The organism is Nocardiopsis sp. iso_25 (assembly GCF_056173305.1).
This window is the reverse complement of sequence record NZ_CM149667.1, coordinates 2,992,130-3,011,699: the sequence shown is the minus strand read 5'-3', so window position 1 is coordinate 3,011,699 and position 19,570 is coordinate 2,992,130. Positions and strand designations below refer to the sequence as shown.

Genomic DNA, 19,570 nt, shown 5'->3' with positions numbered 1-19,570 from the left:
TGTGTCCGAACTTGCCCCTAGTCTTCCGGCATGTACGAATCTGAAGCAGGAACGGCCGGTTCGGGCGGCGGTACGGACACCGCTGCCCGGATGGCGTCAGCGGTACGGAACTGCCTCGCGCCGCTGCGGGTGTCCGAGGCCCACGAACCGGTCGTCGAGCACGTGCTGAGCGGCACCCGCCCGGAGGCCCTGGCGGCGTTGCGGGAGCGGCCGACCGGCGCCGACATGGTCGCCAAACCGGACGCGGTCTGGTCGGCCGACCGACTGGCCGCCGTCGCCGACGCGCATCCCGGCTGGTCGCTGCGGGAGGCCGACGCGGCACGGCTGGTGGTCTACCGGTTCGCGCCGATCGACCTGCTCGTCCGGTTCGGGCAGGTACTGCACGCGGTCACCGGCAACGCCCCGTCATCCGGGGAGCCGTCGTGGCTCCTCGTGCTGGCCGACGACGTGCTCCGTGTCCACGGCTCCGCTGATGGGACCGGCACTGACGGGACCGACGCCGACGACGCGCAGCGGCGCTGGGACGCCCGCACCCTCACCGAGGTCGCCCGGGCGGGCGGCGCACCCGGCCGGACTCCCGTGCACGCCGCCCTGTCGGCGCTGCTGTACTCGGACTCCGGCTACTGGCCGTTTCGTCGGCACCGGCTTCTGGAGAGCGAGGCGGGCGCCGCGTTCCTCGCCCGGCACGCTGACGCGCTCGCGGACGTCGTCACCGGGTCCGGTCTGAACACTCGCAGATACGTGGCGGACCGGTGCGCGCACAGTCCGGAGGCGCACGCGCAACTCGCCGCCGAACTGGCGGTGGACGCCGACGCGGGCGTTCGCGCGCAGGCGCTGTCCGCCCTGGCCCGGGTCGACGGCCCCCTGCAGGTGGACCTGCTGCGCCAGCACCTGCGGACCGCGCCGCCGGATATCCTGCCGGACGCCCTGGTCCGTCTGGCCGACCTCGACGGCGGCGTCGTGGCGATCGAGGAGGCCCTGGCCGACGACGGCGCCGGGACTCAGGACCCCGAGCGCGAGCGACTGCTGCGCCGGGCCGCCTCCCGGGTGCGGGCGCTGAGGGCGGCGGAGGCCGCCGTTCCCGTGCCCGCCGTCGCCGCGCCCCAGGACGCGGACCTGGCGGAGGAGCTGCGGGCGCTGGGGGTCGGGGGCGGCACCGACGGGGACCGCTCCTGGCACCGCGTCGAGGGGCGGCTGGCGCTGATGCCCGACGTCCGCGCCCTGCGGGACGCGTTCCGCGCCGCCGGGCTGTCCGACGCGGACCGGCGTACCGCCTCGCTCCTGGTCACCCGCACGGACCACCACAGGCGCAAGATCGGCGCCTTCCTGACCCCTGAGAACGCCGAGCGCTGGTGGCCCCTGTTCGCCGAGCGCCTGGACCTGGCGGACGAGTACCTCGACGGCGGCGACGGGAAACGGCATCCGGACGACTCCGCCGTGGACACGACGACGATGATCCTGACCATCCTCGAACGCTTCCCCGCCGCCCCCGAGGCCCTGGTCCCGCGCCTGACCTCGCTCGCGCTGGGCGCGAACCGCCACCGGCTGGCGGCCCGGCGTGTGCTCGGCGACCACCCGGACGCCAGGGCGGCAGCGGCGGCCGCGCTGTCGGACGCCGACGCCCGGACACGGTCGTCTGCTGCCGAGTGGCTCGCGGGGCTGGGCGAGCCGGGCGTGGTGGCGCCGGAACCCGGCTGGGAGTTCGGCGCGGGGGTGCTGCACCCGTCGGTCAGGGCCCTGCCCGCGTCGGTGCTGTGGTGGCTGGACCGGTTCCGGGAGCAGGCGCTCGGCAAGGGGGTTCCGGCGGCCGACGTCGACCGGTGGCTCGGGCTGGCCCGCCCGAAACTGCGGACGGCGCGCGACGGCACCGGCACGGTCGTCGGCAGGCTCGGCACTCCGCTGATGCTCCCGCCGGACGCGCCCACCCCGGGCACGGTGTGGGATGACGACGACCCCGACAACCGCGACGACCACCAGCTCATCGCGACGCTCGACCTGGCCGCGATCCCGCCGGAGGCCACCGACATCCCGCTACCGCCCGACGGCCACGTGCTCCTGTTCGCGAACGTCGAGTTGGACGAGTTCGTCATTCCGGGCGGCGCCGTATACGTCCCGGCGGGGACGCCGGTGGAGGAGCGGGAGTCCTCACCGGGCTACGAGCCCTACGAGTACGACTCCCCCGAGGACTTGGACGAGGAGCTGCGGCGCACCGGTGACCTGCGTCTGATCCCCGGCGTGGGACTGCCCTCCTGCCCCGTCGACGACGAGACCCTCGCCCTGCACCCCCACGCGGAGACGCTGCAAGAGGTCTGGTCCGAGCAGTCCGACGAGGGCGGCGAGTGGCAGATCGGCGGATACGCCGCGGACTTCGACGGCTACGGAGACCCGGCACGCGCCTCGGCGGACCCGGAGGAGGGCGGGCCCGGCTCCGACCCCGAGGACTGGGTCCTGCTCGCGCAGTGGGTCGGGGTTCCGATGGGAATCCTGTACTGGACCATCACCCGTGAGGACCTCAAGGCGCGCCGCTTCGACCGCGTCGTGGTGCAGATGTACTCCAACCCCTGACGGTGCTGCGGAAGCGGGCCCCGGCCGCCGGCGCGGCCGGGGTTCGCGCTCCTGCGGCTGAGGACTGGCACCGCGTTACGGCCTCGGTGTCGGAGCCGTCCCCGTCAGCGTGCACTGTGAGGGGGCGAGCTTCGAAGGGATATGGTGAACCGCTGCCTTGACGATGTAGATCTTCATCATCGCCCGTGAGCACAGGGCTGAGGCCGCTGATGCCCCGGGGCCGGAGATCCTTCCGGCCCACAGGGCTCGCGGCGAGTACGCTCCGGGCGGAGGATGACGATGCGCTGTCCCACCACACGGACGGAGGCGAGAACCGATGCGGGTCTCCCTGCTTGACCGCTCACGGACGCGCAGCGGCGAGTCCGACGCACAGACGATCGCGACGACCGTCGAGAGGGCCGTGCGCGCGGAGGAACTCGGATTCCACCGGTTCTGGACCGCCGAGCACCACGCGGTGCCCGGTATCGCCAGCTCGGCCCCCACCGTGCTGCTCGCGGCCATCGGCGCCCGCACGCGCGATATCCGCCTGGGCACCGGCGGGGTCATGGTCCCCAACCACAGCCCGCTGGTGATAGCCGAGCAGGCGCTGCTCCTGGAGGCGCTCTTCCCCGGCAGGATCGACCTGGGACTGGGCGGTTCGCTCGGCTTCACCGCTCCGATCCGGCGTGCGCTCGGGCGCACCGCCCTGGGCGAGGGCGAGTACCCGGCCGAGGTCGAAAGGGTCCGCGAGTACCTGAGCGGGCGGGCCGGGATCACCGCCAGGCCCGGTGTCGCGCCTCCGCCGGTGTTCCTGCTCGCCGTCCGGGAGGGGCTGGCACTCGCCGCCGAACTGGGACTTCCAGCGGTGGTCGGAGGGCCGGTCCTTCGTGACCCGGACAGGATCGCCGCGTACTTCGAGGACTTCCGTCCGAGCCCGACCGCGCCCGCTCCCTACCTGGTCGTGAACGTGGACGTCGCCGTCGCGGAGACCGAGGAGCGCGCTCGCGAACTGCTGCTGCCCGAAGCCTGGGCGTACGCGGACTCGCGGGAGGTCGGGGAGTTCCGCGCGCTCCGCCCCGTCGAGGAGGTACGTCGGCTGCTGGGCGAGACGAGCCGAGAGAGGAAGCGCAGGGAGGTGCACGGTTGGATGGACTCCGCGATCGCGGGCACTCCCGAGCAGGTGGCGGACGGGCTCACCGACCTCCTCGACCGCACAGGCGGTTCCGAGGTGCTCGCCAACGTCAGCACCTACGACCGCGATGAAGTCCGGAGGACCGACGAGTTCCTCGCCTCGCTCCAGGCCCGGTGACGGGGCGCGCGTCCTCCGGGCCGTGCCCGTCACCGGGGCATCAGGCGGCGAGCTGTCGGCGGAGCCGGTCGATGATGGCCTGACGCGCGGGTGAGTGGGCGGGCGCTGTCTCACGTGGAGGGACTTCATCGGCGGCGATCGGCCCGCCTCCCGTGAGCGAGGCCAGGATGCGTTCGGTGAGGGCCGGTTCGAGTTCGCAGGACCCCTCACCCATCGGTTCCGCGATGTCCGGCTCCTCCCCTCCCCTGCCCGGATCGGGTGGTCGAGGCGGGGCCGGTGGGTGCGGGAGTTCGCCCGGCACCGACCGGCAGGGGCCGCCGCACGCCCGGCAGGTGCCGCCGGGAACGTTGCGAACGCCGGGGTGCTCGGGACAGGTGTGCACCGCCGCGCCCCGGGCGTCGACGACGAACTCCGGCGGACGGGCGAAGAGGTCGCCGTCGTCGGGGCCGCGCTCCTCGGCGGGCCTTCGGGGTGCGGGAATCCCCGACCGCCAAGGCGTTGTGGGCGTGACTCCCCGGCCCAGAGCGCCCGCGAGGAAGGCGCGGGCCTCGGCCGGGCCGCGCAGGCGCAGCATCAGGGCCGGGAAGGGGCGGCGCAGTCTCTCCGCGCCCCGGACGAGGGCGGTGAGTTCCTGTTCGGTCAGGCCCGCGTCGCGCAGGCGGAGCAGGGCGCGGGTGAGGGCGGCCCGGTCGGCGCGCGGGTCGTTCAGGGCGGCGTCGGGGACCTGCCGGAGCAAGGGGTGCCCTTGCGAGGGCTGGACGTGCGGAGGGTGTGCGTGCCGGGGATGTGCGTGCGGGGGCCGACATCCGTGCGTGCTCGGCCGCGCGGCTTCGGGCCCTCCTGCTGTGTCTGGGCTCCTCCGGACGGAATCGGGGCGCTCGTCGGAGGAGAGGTGAATGGGATACAGGTGTGTGGGTCGATTCGACCCGTCGCCGAGGTCGATTCGGACCGTCGCGGCCTTCCTGATCCGGGGGCGGGTGGTCTCGTCCAGAGGCTCCTCCCCCAGGGCCGCGCGGACGGCGTTGATCTCCTCGCGCACCTGGTCGGGGAAGTCCTCGGCGGGGATCAGGAGTTCGAGGACGAGCGGAAGGCGGTCGTGCGAGCGGGTGCGTTCCTTGATGTCCTCGGCGAAGAAGGCGCGGGTCTGACCGGGGTCGAGTTTGCGGACCAGCCCGGCGGCGACGAGGTCCGCGATGGCGCGCTTGGCCACGGAGAGGCTGAGCAGGTGGCCGGACCGGCTGACCAGGGTGTCCAGGCAGAGGAAGCACCAGCGGCCGTCGAGGTCGGCGGCGCGGGCGATGACCGTGGCGGCGATGAAAGCGCGGGATGTGGGGAAGAGCCCGGCCTCGCGGGCTTCATTGACCCAGATGTCCGGTATGAAACCAATTCCGCGCATTGCCCCGCGGGGGCGTTGACGCGGGCCGAAAAACCGGGCCGAATCACGGCGTTCGGTGGTGGCACGGGGACTGAGGGCGATAGACTCCACGATGAGTCGCCTTCCTGGTGCTTTCAGGTAGGTGGCGCGGCCGGACGCTTGTTTGCTCAGGCGTCGGCCAAATCCCGGCTCGGTGTTGGTAGCACCGACCGGGATTTTCCTTTTCGGGGAACACGCTAGCGCAGCGAACACGAGTTCGCGTAATTTTCCCTCAAGTCCGCACATGCCAGAAGCCTGAACTGTCTGTTTCGTCCCCTAATTCACATAGCAAGCTTTTGCGATGCATTTTCCGGTTGGCGCGGAAAAGGGACAGAACCCGGAGGGCCGGGCCCGGCAGCCATCTCCGACCCGGCGCGACGCTCCGGACTCGGCCGGGCGGCCCATGAGGACGCCGCCGACACCACCGGCAGGGGTGGTTCGCGCCGTACACGACGAAGCCCCCGCGCCCGGGAGAGACCGGGTGCGAGGGCTTCGCGAGCTTCAGCTCGGGCGGACCTTGCCTACGCTTCCACCTGAACCTTGTCTGCCTGCATCCCCTTCTGGCCCTGGACAGCTTCGAAGCTGACCCTCTGGCCCTCCTGCAACGACTTGAAGCCGGTGCCCTCGATCGCCCTGAAATGAACGAAAAGGTCAGGCCCGGACTCCGGGGTGATGAAGCCGTACCCCTTCTCGTCGTTGAACCACTTCACTGTGCCGGTCTGGCGCTCAGACACGTGTCTTCCCCATCGGTAGTAGGCGGTTGTCATCATCGAACCACAAAAATCATGGCATGGGATCGCCTCGGAAAGACGCAGAAACGGCCGGAAACAACCGACTTAGCGGACTCCGACCCGGGCACGCTGCGGCTTCGCGCTCACCAGGACGAAACCCCGTGCCCACACTTCCATCCACCTCATGTGTCAACACCGGAGTGCGCCGATGGATGAACAGAGAGGTAGACACGAGACACACTTCGGCTACGACCTGGTTTCGCGGGGGGTCACCCTCCTAGCTACGTGTGAGCGATGAGGGGACCGCCTTACTGTCCGCATAGGCCCCGCGTGACGACTGCCTCCGCCCTTGGGCCAGGTCATCGTGCTACACCCTCATGAACAGTTTTCAAGAACAGACCGCAGCCCATCAGCACCCCGGTAACCGCTCAAATCCGCCACAAGATGACGCAACCTCCCCTTGGTGGTATCCCTCAGGTCTCCAGTCGGAACCGCCTCCGCCACCCGCATCCCCAGCTCAGTCGCGGCTTCTGCATCTCCAAGCGCTGCCTGAGCACGAGCCAACACGACCGTGGCAGCAGCCCACCCCGGGGACCCCACGCGTTTCAGCCTCGCCGACACTTCCGCGTGTTGGGCTCCGACTCCCGGATCATGGCCCAGCCTGGCTTCCCCGAGATGCAGCTCGAACTCCGCCCGATCGAACCCGAACCGGCCCGGCACTTCCTCCGCGGTGTCCATGTACCGCTGTGCCTCCCTGCTCTCCCGTCCCACGCCTTCGCCATCCCCCAACGCGGCAAGGGCACGCAGACGACACCAGGCAGTGGTCTGAGCACGCCTCAATGAGGAGTCTGAGAACACTGCGGCCTGCTCCGCCAGCTCCAACGCGTCCACCGGCCGACTCTGGCCGAGAGTGACCATGGATTGGGCTCCCAACGCCCACCCCGATAGCCACCGATCACCGACTTGCTCTCCGACACGAGCAGCCGCGCTGAGGTGGATGAGGGCGCCAGCCGGGTCCCCAGTGTGGTGGGCGAGGTTGCCAAGAAGTGCAGACATCCAGCCGAGCACACGCCGAGTGTCGATGTCGTGGTGGCCCATGAGCAAACTCCGGCAGCGGGCCACTTCTGCCGCCAGCGCAGGGGGAGGATAGTCGCTGTACCGCAGTTCGTAGAACTCCAACGCCCGTGCCGCAAGGTCGGGAGTGCTCCCGCCAGGGCCAGTGAGGGCGATGCTGTCAGCGACGGCTGTGAGTTCGGGGTACTCGGCGGGCATGTGGTGCTCCTGTCGCGGCTGCGGTATGCGGTGACCGTACCAACCGGGGGTGCACAGTGGCAGGGGGACACCCAGGCGCTCTGGAGTCACCCCGTAGACACGAGTGAGGGCTTGGACATAGTCGGGGCCGGGGCGGGTGTGACCGTGCTCCCACCGGCACAACATGGCAGTGGTAAGACCGGGAGGCGCAAGCCCGTCCGACCGGTACACCTGGGCGATGGCTTCGACAACGTGGGGGCGCGACCACCCGTAGGCGAGACGCCATGCCTCCAGGCGGGTGATGGGTAGGTCCCGAGCGATCTGAGCAGCGATCGCAGGGACGGTAGCGCCGTGACGCTGCTGGTCGGCGCGGATACGGGCAGCGTCGCGGGCGAGCTGGGCGCGAGTCGCGCGAGTGACCTTCACGTCCGTCTCCCAGAGATCGGGGGATTCGGGGACGTACCCGGAGCGGGATGGGGCCAACATTGCCGTCGCGGTCAATGTTCGCTCACCACAACCGCATTGATGCGCCTATCAGCGGTGGCGTCCACTAGGAGGCACACCCCCGGTCGGAGCCCTCCTCCGGGGACGGGAAGGAGACACTTGATGACCTCCATCATCGACACCCCCACTACTACTCGTGACCCCCGTAGCTTCGTCGCTCCCGAGGTGTGGGAACGACAGATCCTTCTGCTGACCCGCGACCACCCCTGGGACTCGGTCATGGCCGACCGGTGCTTCGGCCAGGCCGTCGCCTACCTGGTCACCGCCATGGAGAAGTGGGGACAGGGCCTGGAAGTCGGATGCGGGCCGCTCGTGGACATCGCCGTGCACGGGTTCATCCTGGACACGGTGAACTACCGCGAGTTCTGCCACCACCACTTCGACGGGAGGTTCTTGGAGCACGTCCCCGAGATCGCTTTCAAGTACGACGGAACGGTGGAACGCACCGCCCGCATCATCGAGTCCAATGGGTTCGCGGTGGACTGGCCGCTGTGGGACCGTGACGCGATGCGATGCAGCCCCTGCCACCCGGGCAGCAATTGCCACTGACAAGCCTGAGTAGAACCCGGGCGAGGCCGACACCTGCGGAGGTGTCGGCCTCTTTCGTTGTTCCCCTGCCGTCTCAGCTTTGCCGTGGCTACCGTGGTGCGGGTCCTGTCTCCTGAGCCGCGAGGACCGCAACCATGGCCAACCCGACCACGGACGTCCCGGGTTACTGGGACCGCTACGCCCAAGGCGTCGCCCCACAGGACCCGGAGGAGGCGCTGGCCACCGCCTTGGAGTGGACTCAGTACCCGGGACACGGGCCCGGATTCGAACTGCTGGGGGAACCTGCCTCCGCGTTGGAGCTGGGGTTCGGGCAGGGGGCGGCCGTCGCCGCACTCTCCTCTCAAGGTGTGAAGGCCTCGGGGCTGGACGTGTCACCGGTGGCGGTGGAGCGGGCCCGCCTCCGGTGGGACCGCCTGGGCGCGGAGTTCCACCATGCGGACGTGGTCGAGTTCCTGGCGGGGACCGGCCAGCGGTGGGACGCCGTCTACTCGGTGTGGGGAGCGGCCTGGTTCACCGATCCCGACGTGCTGTTTCCGCTGGTGCACGAGCGTCTGGAACCCGGTGGGCGGTTCGTGTTCTCCCACGCCCCCGCGGTTCCCGGATCGTACGGAGTGCAGGGCATGTACGGAGGTGGGTTCAACGGCCGGAAGGTGTGGGTGTACCGGTGGGCCTACGAACCCGCGGTGTGGGAGGAGATTCTGCTTGGTCACGGTTTCCGTGAGGTACGCGTGTGGGAGGAGTCGGCCCCGGAGGCCGACCATGTGGGAACCCTGATCGGAACCGCTTCCCGTTGAGTCCCCGAGCCGCCGCCGGGACAGCCCGCACGGGCAACAACGTCGGCTGACCGGCGACCGAACGGCGACCGGCCTCCGGTCACTCCACACCCCTGGACCACCGTCGGCACACGGAAATGCATTTCGGAAATCTTATGTTTTTCCACCCATAGTGCATTTGCCGCCTCAATATCACGGATCTTTTCGCGCGTGAATAATGTTTTGAACATTGGCCGAAGCGGGCCCAAGATGGTTGCTTCCTCCCACCTTTGGGCATCTCAACGGAAGCGGCGCGCGAGGTCGGGAAAGGCGAGAATTCCGCGGTTCCACTGATAAGTGGCGGAACACCGTCGTACCCACCCCGTTCAACGGACCCCTTTCCGGAAGAGGAAAGGGGTGTCAGCGGCCGGTGTCCGGGCCGCCGAAACCCTCCGCGTTCAGCGCCGCCCCACAGGTACACCGGTCGCCCCCGGACCGGCCGTGCCACAGGTGTTCCTCGCAGTTCAGCGCAGTCCCCCGAATGGACGGAGAAGGTTGACATGGCGTACTGGAAGCAGATCTCCGGAGCACTGACCAGGATCTCGGCGGGCTCCCGCACCAACGTGTGGGGCGTCAACGCCAGCGGATCGATCTACCGTTTCACCAACGACGACGCCAACCCCTGGGTCAACATCCCCGGAGGACTGGTCGACATCAGCGCCGCCGCCGACGGAACCGTCTGGGGCGTCAACGCCAACAACAACATCTACCGCTACACCGGCGACCAGGGATCCTCCCACTGGAAGCAGATCTCCGGAGCCCTGACCAGGATCTCGGTAGGCTCCCGCACCAACGTGTGGGGCGTCAACGCCGACGGAGCCATCTACCGCTACACCAACGACGACGCCAACCCCTGGGTCAACATCCCCGGAGGACTCGTCGACATCAGCGCCGCCGCCGACGGAACCGTCTGGGGCGTCAACGCCAACAACAACATCTACCGCTACACCGGCGACCAGAGCTCCTCCCACTGGAAGCAGATCTCCGGGGCTCTCACGGGGATCTCGACGGGATCGCGCACCATCGTGTGGGGTGTTAACAGCAGTGACGCGATCTACCGTTTCACCAACGACGACGCCAACCCGTGGGTCAACATCCCCGGAGGACTGACCGAGATCAGCGCAGCCGCCGACGGAACCGTCTGGGGCGTCAACGCCAACAACAACATCTACCGCTACACCGGCGACCAGCCCTGATCCGGGTCCGCAACAGGTGAGAGCCTCCCGCGTCGACGGAGCCGCGAGAGGCTCCCCGCCTGCCCCGTCCTGTGCAACGGGGTGCCCACGCGCAGCGAACAGATGAGACCGGCCCCGCCCACTACGGGCGGGGCCGGTTCGCGCTGTGCCGCTACTCGGCGCGCACCGCTGCGAGCAGGGCGGTCCACTCGGGCACCGGGGCCGACAAGTGACCCAGCTGCCGGTTCTGGGTGTCGCGGATGCCGGTGACTGCACCCTGGCGCACCTCCACACAGTTGCCTCCGTTGGCGCTGTAGCTGGCCCTGCGCCAGGAAGCGTTCTCGGCTGTGCTCATCACAGACCTTTCAAGCTCGCATGGAGGGTCTCGAGGAACCGTCGCGAAGGCAACGCCATGACCACTGGCCGCGCACCGTACTCATCAGCGCGGCCCACTCCAGCGCGGGCACCGTCAGATGGCCGAGATCCCGGTTCTGAGTGTCGCGGATGCCGGTGACCAGCCCTTCCGCTACCTCCACACATGCCCCCTGGTTCCCGCTGTAGCTGGACTTGTGCCAGTCAGACCTCACGGTTCACCCCTTCGTAACGGCGAGAACAGCAGTCCACTCCTGACCAGCGAACGTCAGGTGCCCCTGGTCCCTGTTCTGAGTGTCGCGCACGTCTGTGAAGGCACCCTCTCGGACCTCGACGCAGTGCCCGGTGTTGCCGCTGTAGCTGGACTTGTGCCACTCGTGGGTCACGTGCCTTCTCCTCCTAGCGATGCGATAAAACGCAAGCTCTCGACCGGCGACAGCGAGACGCCACGCAGGTCTCCGAACTGCTCAACGCAGTTTGCCACGACCCCGGGGTCTGTAATCACCTGGCCTGATCCAGGTGTCTCGGCGTACACAAGAGACTCCGCATGCGCCATGTTCAGTATGACCAGCGGCCCGTTCATCGCGCTATGGGCTCCTCGATCCAAGGGAAGCACCTGGATCTGCACGCGAGGCTTAGCGGCTGCTTCGAGCAACCTCCTCAACTGCTCCTTCATCACTGCTTCGCCGCCTACGGACCGTCGGAGCGCTGCCTCGTCAATGACGAACAGGGTTAGTGGTGGAGCTTCCCGCTCAAGGATCTCCTGCCTTTGAAACCGAGCAGAGATGACCTGGTCCTTCTCTGCCTGCAACAGGGGCGGGAAAGCCGCCTCGACCAGAGCACATGCGTAGCTTTTCGTCTGGAGCAGGCCAGGGACGGCTTGCGGATGGAACTCGTAGATCGCCTGCGCCTTCTCTTCGAGCTCCACGAACTCTTGCAACCACCACGGCTGAGCTTGACGCGCTCCAGGCCACAAGTTCCGTAGGATTCCGTGGCATTCCAGAGCCGAGTCAGCGAGTTCCGCAAACCTCTTCGAGGGTTTCCGCTCCCCTCTCTCCACAGCCCCTACCTGCTGCTTTGATGTGCCAGTCTGGACACCAAGGTCATTTTGGGACATGTCAGCCAAATCCCTCAAACGCCTGAGTTCATTACCAAATTGCTTAACCGCAGCTCGCTCGGCAGGGGTCATCTTAGGTGGCATGACCACATGAAAACACGAATGGCTACGGACAGGAAGACCTTGTAGAACTTCGCATTCAATATCCGACCACCCCTGGAGCGTCTATTGCCTGGTCAGGCATGGTGGTTCCCGGATGCCGCACTGGACCACACCAAGTGGCGACCAGGACACACAAACACGTGATGGCAGCCAAAAGCCCCGGAGACCGAAGTCGGAAGCGGTCCCCGAGGCAAGGTGCTCCACCCCGAGACAGCCGAGGTGAAACATGCAAAAGCCTACCGTTCCGCCCATCCCGCTTCCACGCCGACTGTGCGGAACCGCCACCAACTCAGGCATTCTGCTCGGCCCCGAACTTGGCCACGTCAAGATCGCCCGCCGCTGGGCTGTCCAGGCCACCCGCTCCCGCCCCAGCCTGGTCGAACCCGTCAGCATCGCCGTATCGGAAATGGTCACGAACGCGCTGCGTCACTCGACGTCCGGACTTTCCGGCGGCAGCATTCGCGTGGAGATCGAACGCACCTCACGCCATCTCGAACTCCGGGTCACCGACAACGGACCCCGCCCCGGCGAGGAACCCACGTTCCCGCGCGTGCCCGGTCCCGAGCCCATGCGCCCCAGCGGCAACGGACTGCGCCTGGTCGAAGCCCTGTGCTCCTACTGGGACTGGAAACAGCACTCCTGCGGCGCGATCACCGTCCGCGCCGTCTTCCCCTGGTAGCCCGCTTCCCCGGCAGGCGAGCCCTTTCAGACTCCGCACCACCCGATCTGTCCCCCGGGCCGGTGCGGACGGGCCGATGCGAAGTACACCGGTCCGAAGCCCCGCCTCCTCCTTCCCCGGGGAGGCGGGGCCACCCGATCGACCACTCACACAACACCGGACACGGAAAGCCCCTCATGCCCGACTACAGCTACCTCCTCGACGGCCGCCCCGACGTCCTCACCCCCAGCGAAGTCGCCGCCCTGTTCAACATCCGCCCCCGCAGCCTCCACCGAGGCCAATGGGACAACGTCCTCAAACCCTTCCGCACCCCCGGCGGAGCACGCCGCTACCCCAAAGAACACATCGCCACCCTCCTCAACCAACCAGACGAACCCTCCCTCCCCAGCGTCTGAGCCGGGGCAACGGACCCGCGCAGCCTCAGGACCGCGCGGGACCACCGCCGCCGCGTGCCTTCGGCAACGTGGACCCCGCAGCTTGGTAGGCCCCGGCTCGGCGAGCCCCGGCTTGATCGCAGGCGCACGGCAACTGTCGGGAACCACATCGCCCGCGCTCGTTAACGTCACCGGTGAACGAAGGGGGAAGCGATGCTGGACCGGTTGAACAAGGCCCTGGAGCACGTCGAGGAGGACCCCGGCCGCCCGGTGGACGTGGCGGCGATGGCGCGCACCGCGCTGACCTCCGAGCACCACCTGCGCCGGATGTTCGCCGCCTTGGCGGGGATGCCGCTGTCGGAGTACGCGCGCCGACGCCGCCTCACCCTGGCCGGAGCCGAGGTGCTGGAGGGCCGCAGGACGCTGCTCGACATCGCCATCGGCCACGGGTACTCCTCGGCCGAGGCGTTCACCCGGGCCTTCCGCGCCGTGCACGGCGTCACCCCCGGCCAGGCCCGGCGCACCGGGGCCGCGCTGGTCTCCCAGCCCCGCCTGGTCTTCCACCTCACCATCGAAGGGAGCACCACGATGCGCTACCGCATCCTCGACAAGGACGCCTTCGCCCTGGTCGGGCCGGGAAGGCGGATTCCTCAGGTCGACGAGGGGCCCAACCCCGACATGGTCGCCTTCACCGAAACGGTCGACGACACCACCTGGGAGCGGCTCGACGCGCTCAGCGACCAGGAGCCCCGCGGCGCGCTGTCGGTGACGGTCGCCCTGCCGGACGGGGAGGAGGTGGACTACTACGTCGCCGCGGCCACCGCCGCGCCCGCCTCCGTCCCCGAGGGGATGGAGCGCCTGGAGGTTCCCGCGGGCACCTGGGCGGTGTTCCCCTTCGAGCGGGTGGCCTTCCCCCACGGGCTGCAAGCGCTGTGGCGCGCGGTCTACACCGAGTGGTTCCCGGCCCACCCGGCCTACCACACCGCCCCCGGCCCGGCGATGGTGGCCGTCGAGCACCAGGAGGAGCCCGACCTCGGTTCGGGCCACCTGTGGCTGCCCGTGGAGAAGCAGGGCCCGGCAACGGGGTGAGCGTGCCCCGACCCTGACGGGACGCTCCGCAGGTGGCACGACACGACGGCCCCGCGCGCCCCCCGAAGGGTGCGCGGGGCCGTTCCGGGACCTCAGCGGGCGGGGAGGATTCTGCCGGTCACCTCACCGAAGTGCACGGTGGTTCCGTCCGGGCCCGGGGCCGTAGCAGTAATAGTCACCTCGTCGCCGTCCTCCAGGAAGGTGCGTTCGGTGCCGTCGGGCAGGCTCAGCGGCTCCTTCCCGCTCCAGGTCAGCTCCAGGAAGCACCCCCGCTGCTCGCGCTCGGGGCCGCTGACCGTGCCGGAGGCGTACACGTCCCCGGTGCGCAGGGACGCCCCGTTGACGGTCATGTGCGCGAGCTGCTGCGCCGCCGTCCAGTACATCTGCGAGAACGGCGGCGTGGAGACCAGGTGCCCGTTCAGCCGCACCTCCAGGCGCAGGTCCAGGCCCCAGGGCCCGTCCTCGCCGCGAAGGTAGGGCAGCGGCTCGGGGTCCTGGGCGGGCTGCTCCACGCGCGCGGACTCCAGCGCGGCCAGCGGCACGATCCACGGCGACACCGACGTGGCGAACGACTTGCCCAGGAACGGCCCCAGCGGCACGTACTCCCAGGCCTGGAGGTCGCGGGAGGACCAGTCGTTGAGCAGGAACACCCCGAACACGTGGTCGGCGAAGTCGTCCACCGCGACGCGCTCGCCCATCTCGGTTCCGGTCCCGACGACGAAGCCCACCTCGGCCTCGATGTCCAGGCGGACCGAGGGCCCGAAGACGGGCACGGGCTCGGTCGGCGGCTTGCGCTGGCCGGTGGGGCGCACGATGTCGGTCCCCGAGACCACGATGGTGCCCGAACGCCCGTGGTAGCCGATGGGCAGGTGCTTCCAGTTGGGGGTGAGGGGCTCCTGGTCGGGGCGGAACATACGGCCGACGTTGCTGGCGTGGTGCTCGGAGGCGTAGAAGTCCACGTAGTCGGCGACGGTGAAGGGCAGATGCATGCGCACGGACGCCCGGTCCACCAGGTGCGGGCGCACGGCCCCGGCGCGCGCGGGGTCGGTGAACCAGTCGGTGAGCGCGGCGCGCACCTGGTCCCACACCGGCCGTCCGGCGGCCAGCAGGGCGTCCAGGCTGGGCCGGTCGACGGTGTCGGCGAAGGGCGCGTCCAGGGCGCGGGCCGCGGCCCCCAGGTCCAGGACGTGGTCACCGATGGCCACGCCCGTGCGCGGCGCGGGGTCGTCGGCGGTGCCGAACACGCCGTAGGGCAGGGTGGCCAGGCCGAACTGCGCGTCCGGGGCGAGGTCGAGCCAGCTGTCGGGCATGGCGTTCGCTTTCTTGGAGTGGACGGTTTCTCGAAGCGGGGGGCTCTTCACATGGACGGGTTCTCCGAGCGGCCGGGCCTCGGAGCGTGCAGGTTCCCGAAGCGGGCGGCCTCCCGAAGAGGACGGGCCCTCGGATCGGGCGGCCTTCCGAAGCGGGCGGGCTCCCGAAGCGGTCGGCCCTCGGAGCGGACGGGGCCCCTGGGGCGGGCATGCCCCGGGACCGGACGGTTCAGCGTGCGCGGGAGGCGGACAGCGCCCCGAGCACGACCAGGTCCTCCAGTGGCTCGGTGACGCTGCACGTGCCGAAGGAGCGGAACCGGTCGCGCACCGCCTGTGCCTCCTCGTCGGTGAGCTTGGCGGCCAGGGCCGCCAGGCGCGGGCCGTCGCGGTCGGCCAGCACGAGGGCGGCCTCCCGTTCGGAGGCTCCGTCGAGCAGGGTGGCCGTGGCCAGCAGCACGTTGAGGAAACCGTGCTGCTCGAAGCCCTCGGCGGTGGTGTGGCGGACGGCGTGGTGGAGCCCGGCCGTGCACTTGAAGGGCACGTCCAGTTCCACGGCCGCGTGCAGGAACTCGGCGAGCTCCTCCTCGTCGGGGTGGGCCTCGGGGATGAGCCCCCCGGTGCGGAACTTGGCGCTGTGGCCGGTGCCCGCCAATGACCGCAGTTCGGCGGGCACGTCCCCCTGGCGGGAGACCTCCACGAACCCCTCGGCCCCCTCGGGCAGGTGCTCGGTCAGCCGCGCGGCGACCTCGGCGGCCGTCCCGGGTGCGGCGGCGGCCTCCACCCCGGCCAGGCGCAGCGCCGGGTCCGTGCCCGCGGCCGCGACGGCGGGGCCGACGCCCTCGGCTCCGCCGGGGACGGTGACCACGACCGCGAGCGGGCCGTGGCCCGGCTCCTCGCGCGCCAGGACGGCGCGCAGTTCGCCCACGCGCGCGTCGGAGACCAGGAACGGGCCGACGTACTCGGCGCGCTGCCCGGCCCGGTGGGCGCGGTGGGCGGGCAGCGCCCCGCCCATGGGGGCGTTGCCGGGCGGGAAGAGGGCGGCGTCGTCGAACAGGCCGCGGTACAGCTCGGCGCTCACCGCCGCTCCCTCCGTCCCCCGGCCCAGGTCCAGGCGTAGGTTCCGTCGTCGCTGGCCAGGCCGCCCTCGCCCAGGTCGAGCGGGCGGAAGGTGTCGACCATGACGGCGAGTTCGTCGAAGGCCTCGGCGCCGATGCTGCGCTCGTAGGCGCCGGGCTGCGGCCCGTGGGAGTGGCCGCCGGGGTGCAGGGAGATGGAGCCCTGACCGATCCCCGAACCCTTGCGGGCCTCGTAGTCGCCACCGCAGTAGAACATGACCTCGTCGGAGTCCACGTTGGAGTGGTAGTAGGGCACCGGGATGGCGCCGGGGTGGTAGTCCACCTTGCGCGGCACGAAGTTGCAGATGACGAAGTTGTGGCCCTCGAACACCTGGTGCACGGGCGGCGGCTGGTGCACGCGGCCGGTGATCGGCTGGAAGTCGGAGACGTTGAAGACGTAGGGGTACAGGCACCCGTCCCAGCCCACGACGTCGAAGGGATGGGTGGGGTAGGTGTAGCGGGTGCCGGAGATGCCCCCGGGCCCGTCGCCGCGGTGCTTGATGAGCACGTCGACGTTCTCGCCCTCGGCCAGCAGCGGCTCGGAGGGGCCGCGCAGGTCGCGTTCGCAGTAGGGGGCGTGCTCCAGGAACTGCCCGTAGCGGGACAGGTAGCGCTTGGGCGGGGCGATGTGGCTGTTGGCCTCCACCACGTAGGCGCGCAGGGGCTGGTCGCCGGTGGGCACCCAGCGGTGGGTGGTGGCGCGCGGCAGGACGACGTAGTCGCCCTGGCCGACCTCCAGCAGGCCGAAGACGGTCTCCACGCGGGCGGTGCCCGACTCCACGTACACGCACTCGTCGCCGATGCCGTTGCGGTACAGCTCCGAGGGCGCCCCGGCGACCACGTAGGAGATGCGCACGTCGTCGTTGCCCAGGACCAGGCGGCGCGACTCGACGACGTCGGCGGCCTTCCACTCCTGGTCGGAGAACAGCTCGTGCAGTTTGAGGTGGCGCGGCACCATCGGGGCGTTGCGGGTGCGGGACTGGTCGGGGACCTCCCACTCGGCGGCGTCGACGATGGCCGAGGGGATGGCGCGGTGGTAGAGCAGCGAGGAGTCGGCGGAGAAGCCCTCCTCCCCCATCAGTTCCTCGTAGTACAGCCCGCCCTCGGGGGTGCGGTGCTGGGTGTGGCGGGTGCGGGGCACCTCTCCGACCTGGCGGTAGTAGGCCATGGCGGTGTTGTCCCTTCCGTGTGGAGTGGGTCCGGGTCAGGCGGTCGGGGCGGGCTCGTCGCCGCGCGGGTCGGGGGCGGCGCCTGCGGGGCGGTCCGTGGCGGCGGAGGCCCTGTGGTCGGAAGTCCTGTCGGCGGCCGGGCCGCCCGCGCCGCCCGGTGCGGGCGCGGTGGCGGGCCGGTCGGTCGCGGTGGACGAGACGGGCTCGCCGCCCGCGCCGCCCGGCGCGTTCGCGTCGGATCGCTCGTTCGCCCCGCTGGCCGCGTTCGCGTCGGACGCGCCGGACGTCGGAGCGGGCACCGTCGGGACCGGGGCGAACCCCAGCGCGGTGCGCACGGCCGCGCGCACGGCGACGGGGTCGGCGCCCGCGACGACGGCGGCGACGTGGGCATCGGGGCGCACCAGCCACACCTGTCCCGGTTCGGGGGCCAGCGCCCTGGTCAGCGCGCCGGTGGTGTCGATCCGGTCCAGGTACAGGGCGGTGACCGGCGCCGGGGTGGCCCCGCGCGCGGCGGCGCGCACGCCCTCCAGGAACGCGTCGGGGTCGGCGCCCTCGGGTGCGGCGCCCACCAGCAGGGTCAGGCCCTCGCGCAGCAGGGGGCGCAGGCGCGCGGGGGCGTCGGCGCCGGGCAGGTCCACGGGTGCGTCGGGCAGGACCACCCCGGGGCAGGGGGCGGGGGCCCGGCCGCGCGGGGGCCTGCCGCCGAAGGGCCGTTCGGGGCAGGGGGTGGTCAGGGACGAGTCGGTGTACCAGAAGGGTTCGGCCAGGCGCCCGGAGTCGACCCGGGCGCGGGCCGCCTCCTCGGTGAGGGCCGCTTCGAGCACGGCCAGTCGGGTGCGGTGCTCCTCCTCGTCCCGGGGGACGAGGAAGCGCATGGTGGCGCTGGTGACGTCGGCGTTCTCCAGGGCGGCGGCGTGGCGCTCGGCGTGGTAGCTCTCCAGGAGTTCCTCGCCCGCCCATCCGGCCAGGACGTAGGCGAGCTTCCAGGCGGCGTTCTCGGCGTCCTGGACCCCGGAGTTGAGGCCGCGTGCGCCGAAGGGGGCGACCAGGTGGGCGTTGTCGCCGAGCAGCAGGACGCGGCCCGCGCGCATGCGTTCGGCCACGCGGGTGTGGAACCGGTAGACCGAGTGCCAGACGATCTCGTAGGGCCGCTCCCCGATGATCTGGCGGATGCGGGCCTCCAGTCGGCCGCTGGCCTCCTCGGCGTCGAGGTCGAAGTCGGAGGGCACCTGCCAGTCGATGCGGTACACCGAGCCGGGGCAGGGGTGGATGAGCACCTGGCGCCCGGGGTTCCACTCGGGGTCGAAGTAGAAGCGGCGTTCGCGCTCCCATCCGGCCAGGTCGGCGCGGATGTCGCAGATGAGGAAGCGGTCGTCGAAGGTGGTGCCGTCGAAGGACAGGCCCAGGGCCTCGCGGACCACCCCGCCGTGGGCGCCGAGGCAGGACAGGGCGTGGGAGCCGCGCAGGCGGACGGGGCCGTCCGGCGTGCGGCACTCGACGGTGACGCCGCGCTCGTCCTGGGAGAGGCCGGTGACCCGGTGGTTCCACAGGGTGCGCACCCCGGCGGCGGCCAGGCGCTCGTCGAGGACCTGTTCGGTGCGGGACTGGGAGATGTTGACGAACGGCGGCAGGGGCGAGGCTCCCGGGTCGGGGAGGCGGACGCTGAACAGCTCGCTGTCGCGGTAGAAGGTGCGGGCGGTGTCCCAGGTCAGCCCCTCCTCGGCGACCTGTCCGGCGCCGAGCCAGTCCCAGACGTCGAGCACGTCGCGCTGCTGGCAGATGGCCTTGGAGCCGACGGCGTCGCGTTCGGGCCGTGCGTCCATGAGCAGTACGGGGACGCCCCGCCGGGCCAGCAGCAGGGCCGCGGTCTGGCCGACCGGGCCCGCGCCGAGCACCAGGACGGGTTCGGCGGCGGTGTCCGCGGGAGTGCGTGGAGCGGGGGGTCGCATCTGGT

19 protein-coding genes and 1 pseudogene are annotated in these 19,570 nt (G+C 70.5%); 8 read left to right on the top strand and 12 right to left on the bottom strand.

What is annotated here, in order from left to right; translation table 11 throughout:
• The first annotated feature begins 30 nt into the window (after window positions 1–30).
• Window positions 31–2,565 carry a DUF1963 domain-containing protein gene (locus AC0VX6_RS13030; RefSeq protein WP_475468880.1) on the top strand — a complete coding sequence of 845 codons (2,535 nt, stop codon included), beginning with the start codon at window positions 31–33 and terminating at the stop codon, window positions 2,563–2,565.
• 316 nt (window positions 2,566–2,881) lie between these two features.
• On the top strand, window positions 2,882–3,853 hold the full coding sequence (locus AC0VX6_RS13025; RefSeq protein WP_475468878.1) for an MsnO8 family LLM class oxidoreductase: 972 nt from the start codon (window positions 2,882–2,884) through the stop codon (window positions 3,851–3,853).
• A 40-nt stretch (window positions 3,854–3,893) separates the two neighbouring features.
• Here AC0VX6_RS13025 and AC0VX6_RS13020 read toward each other — a convergent pair whose 3' ends face one another.
• The 3 genes from AC0VX6_RS13020 to AC0VX6_RS13010 form a co-directional block, all read right to left on the bottom strand.
• A complete protein-coding gene (locus tag AC0VX6_RS13020; protein ID WP_475468877.1) occupies window positions 3,894–5,249 on the bottom strand; it encodes a hypothetical protein in 1,356 nt (451 codons plus the stop codon).
• A 539-nt stretch (window positions 5,250–5,788) separates the two neighbouring features.
• Complete coding sequence (locus AC0VX6_RS13015; RefSeq protein ID WP_475468875.1) at window positions 5,789–6,034, bottom strand: cold-shock protein; 246 nt, start codon at window positions 6,032–6,034, stop codon at window positions 5,789–5,791.
• 339 nt (window positions 6,035–6,373) lie between these two features.
• On the bottom strand, window positions 6,374–7,270 hold the full coding sequence (locus AC0VX6_RS13010; RefSeq protein WP_444963894.1) for a hypothetical protein: 897 nt from the start codon (window positions 7,268–7,270) through the stop codon (window positions 6,374–6,376).
• Between the two features lie 585 nt (window positions 7,271–7,855).
• Between AC0VX6_RS13010 and AC0VX6_RS13005 the strand changes: the two genes are divergently transcribed.
• The 3 genes from AC0VX6_RS13005 (at window position 7,856) to AC0VX6_RS12995 (ending at window position 10,310) form a co-directional block, all read left to right on the top strand.
• Window positions 7,856–8,302, top strand: coding sequence for a glycine-rich domain-containing protein (locus tag AC0VX6_RS13005; RefSeq protein WP_444963893.1), 447 nt, complete (start codon window positions 7,856–7,858; stop codon window positions 8,300–8,302).
• A gap of 134 nt (window positions 8,303–8,436) precedes the next feature.
• The gene (locus tag AC0VX6_RS13000) at window positions 8,437–9,096 is read left to right on the top strand and encodes a class I SAM-dependent methyltransferase (RefSeq protein ID WP_475468873.1); all 660 of its coding nucleotides are present in this window, start codon (window positions 8,437–8,439) and stop codon (window positions 9,094–9,096) included.
• A 518-nt stretch (window positions 9,097–9,614) separates the two neighbouring features.
• On the top strand, window positions 9,615–10,310 hold the full coding sequence (locus AC0VX6_RS12995) for a tectonin domain-containing protein (protein WP_475468872.1): 696 nt from the start codon (window positions 9,615–9,617) through the stop codon (window positions 10,308–10,310).
• Between the two features lie 151 nt (window positions 10,311–10,461).
• Here the strand turns inward: AC0VX6_RS12995 and AC0VX6_RS12990 are convergent, their stop codons facing one another.
• The 5 genes and pseudogenes from AC0VX6_RS12990 to AC0VX6_RS12970 form a co-directional block, all read right to left on the bottom strand.
• Window positions 10,462–10,644 (bottom strand): DUF397 domain-containing protein, encoded by a 183-nt coding sequence (locus tag AC0VX6_RS12990; protein ID WP_475468871.1) that lies wholly within the window; start codon window positions 10,642–10,644, stop codon window positions 10,462–10,464.
• Window positions 10,645–10,654: 10 nt separating this feature from the next.
• Window positions 10,655–10,876, bottom strand: a complete 222-nt coding sequence (locus AC0VX6_RS12985; protein ID WP_475468869.1) for a DUF397 domain-containing protein — start codon at window positions 10,874–10,876, stop codon at window positions 10,655–10,657.
• 3 nt (window positions 10,877–10,879) lie between these two features.
• Window positions 10,880–11,047 (bottom strand): DUF397 domain-containing protein, encoded by a 168-nt coding sequence (locus AC0VX6_RS12980; protein WP_475468868.1) that lies wholly within the window; start codon window positions 11,045–11,047, stop codon window positions 10,880–10,882.
• Entirely contained in the window at window positions 11,044–11,589 is a 546-nt protein-coding gene (locus AC0VX6_RS12975; RefSeq protein ID WP_475469329.1) for a DUF5753 domain-containing protein, read from the bottom strand. Before AC0VX6_RS12975 ends, AC0VX6_RS12980 begins: the two co-directional genes overlap by 4 nt.
• A gap of 57 nt (window positions 11,590–11,646) precedes the next feature.
• A pseudogene (locus AC0VX6_RS12970) lies at window positions 11,647–11,850 on the bottom strand (helix-turn-helix transcriptional regulator); the annotation flags it as partial.
• Window positions 11,851–12,106: 256 nt separating this feature from the next.
• On the opposite strand from AC0VX6_RS12970, the gene AC0VX6_RS12965 reads away from it, so the two are divergent.
• The 3 genes from AC0VX6_RS12965 (at window position 12,107) to AC0VX6_RS12955 (ending at window position 14,022) form a co-directional block, all read left to right on the top strand.
• On the top strand, window positions 12,107–12,559 hold the full coding sequence (locus AC0VX6_RS12965; RefSeq protein ID WP_475468866.1) for an ATP-binding protein: 453 nt from the start codon (window positions 12,107–12,109) through the stop codon (window positions 12,557–12,559).
• Between the two features lie 176 nt (window positions 12,560–12,735).
• Window positions 12,736–12,954 (top strand): helix-turn-helix domain-containing protein, encoded by a 219-nt coding sequence (locus AC0VX6_RS12960; protein ID WP_475468865.1) that lies wholly within the window; start codon window positions 12,736–12,738, stop codon window positions 12,952–12,954.
• 192 nt (window positions 12,955–13,146) lie between these two features.
• Window positions 13,147–14,022: an AraC family transcriptional regulator gene (locus tag AC0VX6_RS12955; RefSeq protein ID WP_475468863.1), complete on the top strand. Its 876-nt coding sequence runs from the start codon at window positions 13,147–13,149 to the stop codon at window positions 14,020–14,022.
• 92 nt (window positions 14,023–14,114) lie between these two features.
• Here the strand turns inward: AC0VX6_RS12955 and fahA are convergent, their stop codons facing one another.
• From fahA to AC0VX6_RS12935, 4 genes are all read right to left on the bottom strand, one after another.
• The gene (fahA, locus tag AC0VX6_RS12950) at window positions 14,115–15,332 is read right to left on the bottom strand and encodes a fumarylacetoacetase (protein ID WP_475468861.1); all 1,218 of its coding nucleotides are present in this window, start codon (window positions 15,330–15,332) and stop codon (window positions 14,115–14,117) included.
• Window positions 15,333–15,561: 229 nt separating this feature from the next.
• On the bottom strand, window positions 15,562–16,410 hold the full coding sequence (locus AC0VX6_RS12945; RefSeq protein WP_475468859.1) for a hypothetical protein: 849 nt from the start codon (window positions 16,408–16,410) through the stop codon (window positions 15,562–15,564).
• Entirely contained in the window at window positions 16,407–17,615 is a 1,209-nt protein-coding gene (locus AC0VX6_RS12940; protein ID WP_475468857.1) for a cupin domain-containing protein, read from the bottom strand. The genes AC0VX6_RS12945 and AC0VX6_RS12940 overlap by 4 nt, the downstream gene beginning before the upstream one ends.
• 36 nt (window positions 17,616–17,651) lie before the next feature.
• Complete coding sequence (locus tag AC0VX6_RS12935; RefSeq protein WP_475468855.1) at window positions 17,652–19,565, bottom strand: FAD-dependent monooxygenase; 1,914 nt, start codon at window positions 19,563–19,565, stop codon at window positions 17,652–17,654.
• Window positions 19,566–19,570 lie beyond the last annotated feature (5 nt).

What these genes read in the sequence shown, in the direction of transcription:
- AC0VX6_RS13030 (WP_475468880.1), top strand. Translation starts at nt 31, where the DNA reads ATGTACGAATCTGAAGCAGGAACGGCCGGTTCGGGCGGCGGTACGGAC.
- AC0VX6_RS13025 (WP_475468878.1), top strand. Translation starts at nt 2,882, where the DNA reads ATGCGGGTCTCCCTGCTTGACCGCTCACGGACGCGCAGCGGCGAGTCC.
- AC0VX6_RS13020 (WP_475468877.1), bottom strand. Translation starts at nt 5,249, where the DNA reads ATGCGCGGAATTGGTTTCATACCGGACATCTGGGTCAATGAAGCCCGC.
- AC0VX6_RS13015 (WP_475468875.1), bottom strand. Translation starts at nt 6,034, where the DNA reads ATGACAACCGCCTACTACCGATGGGGAAGACACGTGTCTGAGCGCCAG.
- AC0VX6_RS13010 (WP_444963894.1), bottom strand. Translation starts at nt 7,270, where the DNA reads ATGCCCGCCGAGTACCCCGAACTCACAGCCGTCGCTGACAGCATCGCC.
- AC0VX6_RS13005 (WP_444963893.1), top strand. Translation starts at nt 7,856, where the DNA reads ATGACCTCCATCATCGACACCCCCACTACTACTCGTGACCCCCGTAGC.
- AC0VX6_RS13000 (WP_475468873.1), top strand. Translation starts at nt 8,437, where the DNA reads ATGGCCAACCCGACCACGGACGTCCCGGGTTACTGGGACCGCTACGCC.
- AC0VX6_RS12995 (WP_475468872.1), top strand. Translation starts at nt 9,615, where the DNA reads ATGGCGTACTGGAAGCAGATCTCCGGAGCACTGACCAGGATCTCGGCG.
- AC0VX6_RS12990 (WP_475468871.1), bottom strand. Translation starts at nt 10,644, where the DNA reads ATGAGCACAGCCGAGAACGCTTCCTGGCGCAGGGCCAGCTACAGCGCC.
- AC0VX6_RS12965 (WP_475468866.1), top strand. Translation starts at nt 12,107, where the DNA reads ATGCAAAAGCCTACCGTTCCGCCCATCCCGCTTCCACGCCGACTGTGC.
- AC0VX6_RS12960 (WP_475468865.1), top strand. Translation starts at nt 12,736, where the DNA reads ATGCCCGACTACAGCTACCTCCTCGACGGCCGCCCCGACGTCCTCACC.
- AC0VX6_RS12955 (WP_475468863.1), top strand. Translation starts at nt 13,147, where the DNA reads ATGCTGGACCGGTTGAACAAGGCCCTGGAGCACGTCGAGGAGGACCCC.
- fahA (WP_475468861.1), bottom strand. Translation starts at nt 15,332, where the DNA reads ATGCCCGACAGCTGGCTCGACCTCGCCCCGGACGCGCAGTTCGGCCTG.
- AC0VX6_RS12940 (WP_475468857.1), bottom strand. Translation starts at nt 17,615, where the DNA reads ATGGCCTACTACCGCCAGGTCGGAGAGGTGCCCCGCACCCGCCACACC.
- AC0VX6_RS12935 (WP_475468855.1), bottom strand. Translation starts at nt 19,565, where the DNA reads ATGCGACCCCCCGCTCCACGCACTCCCGCGGACACCGCCGCCGAACCC.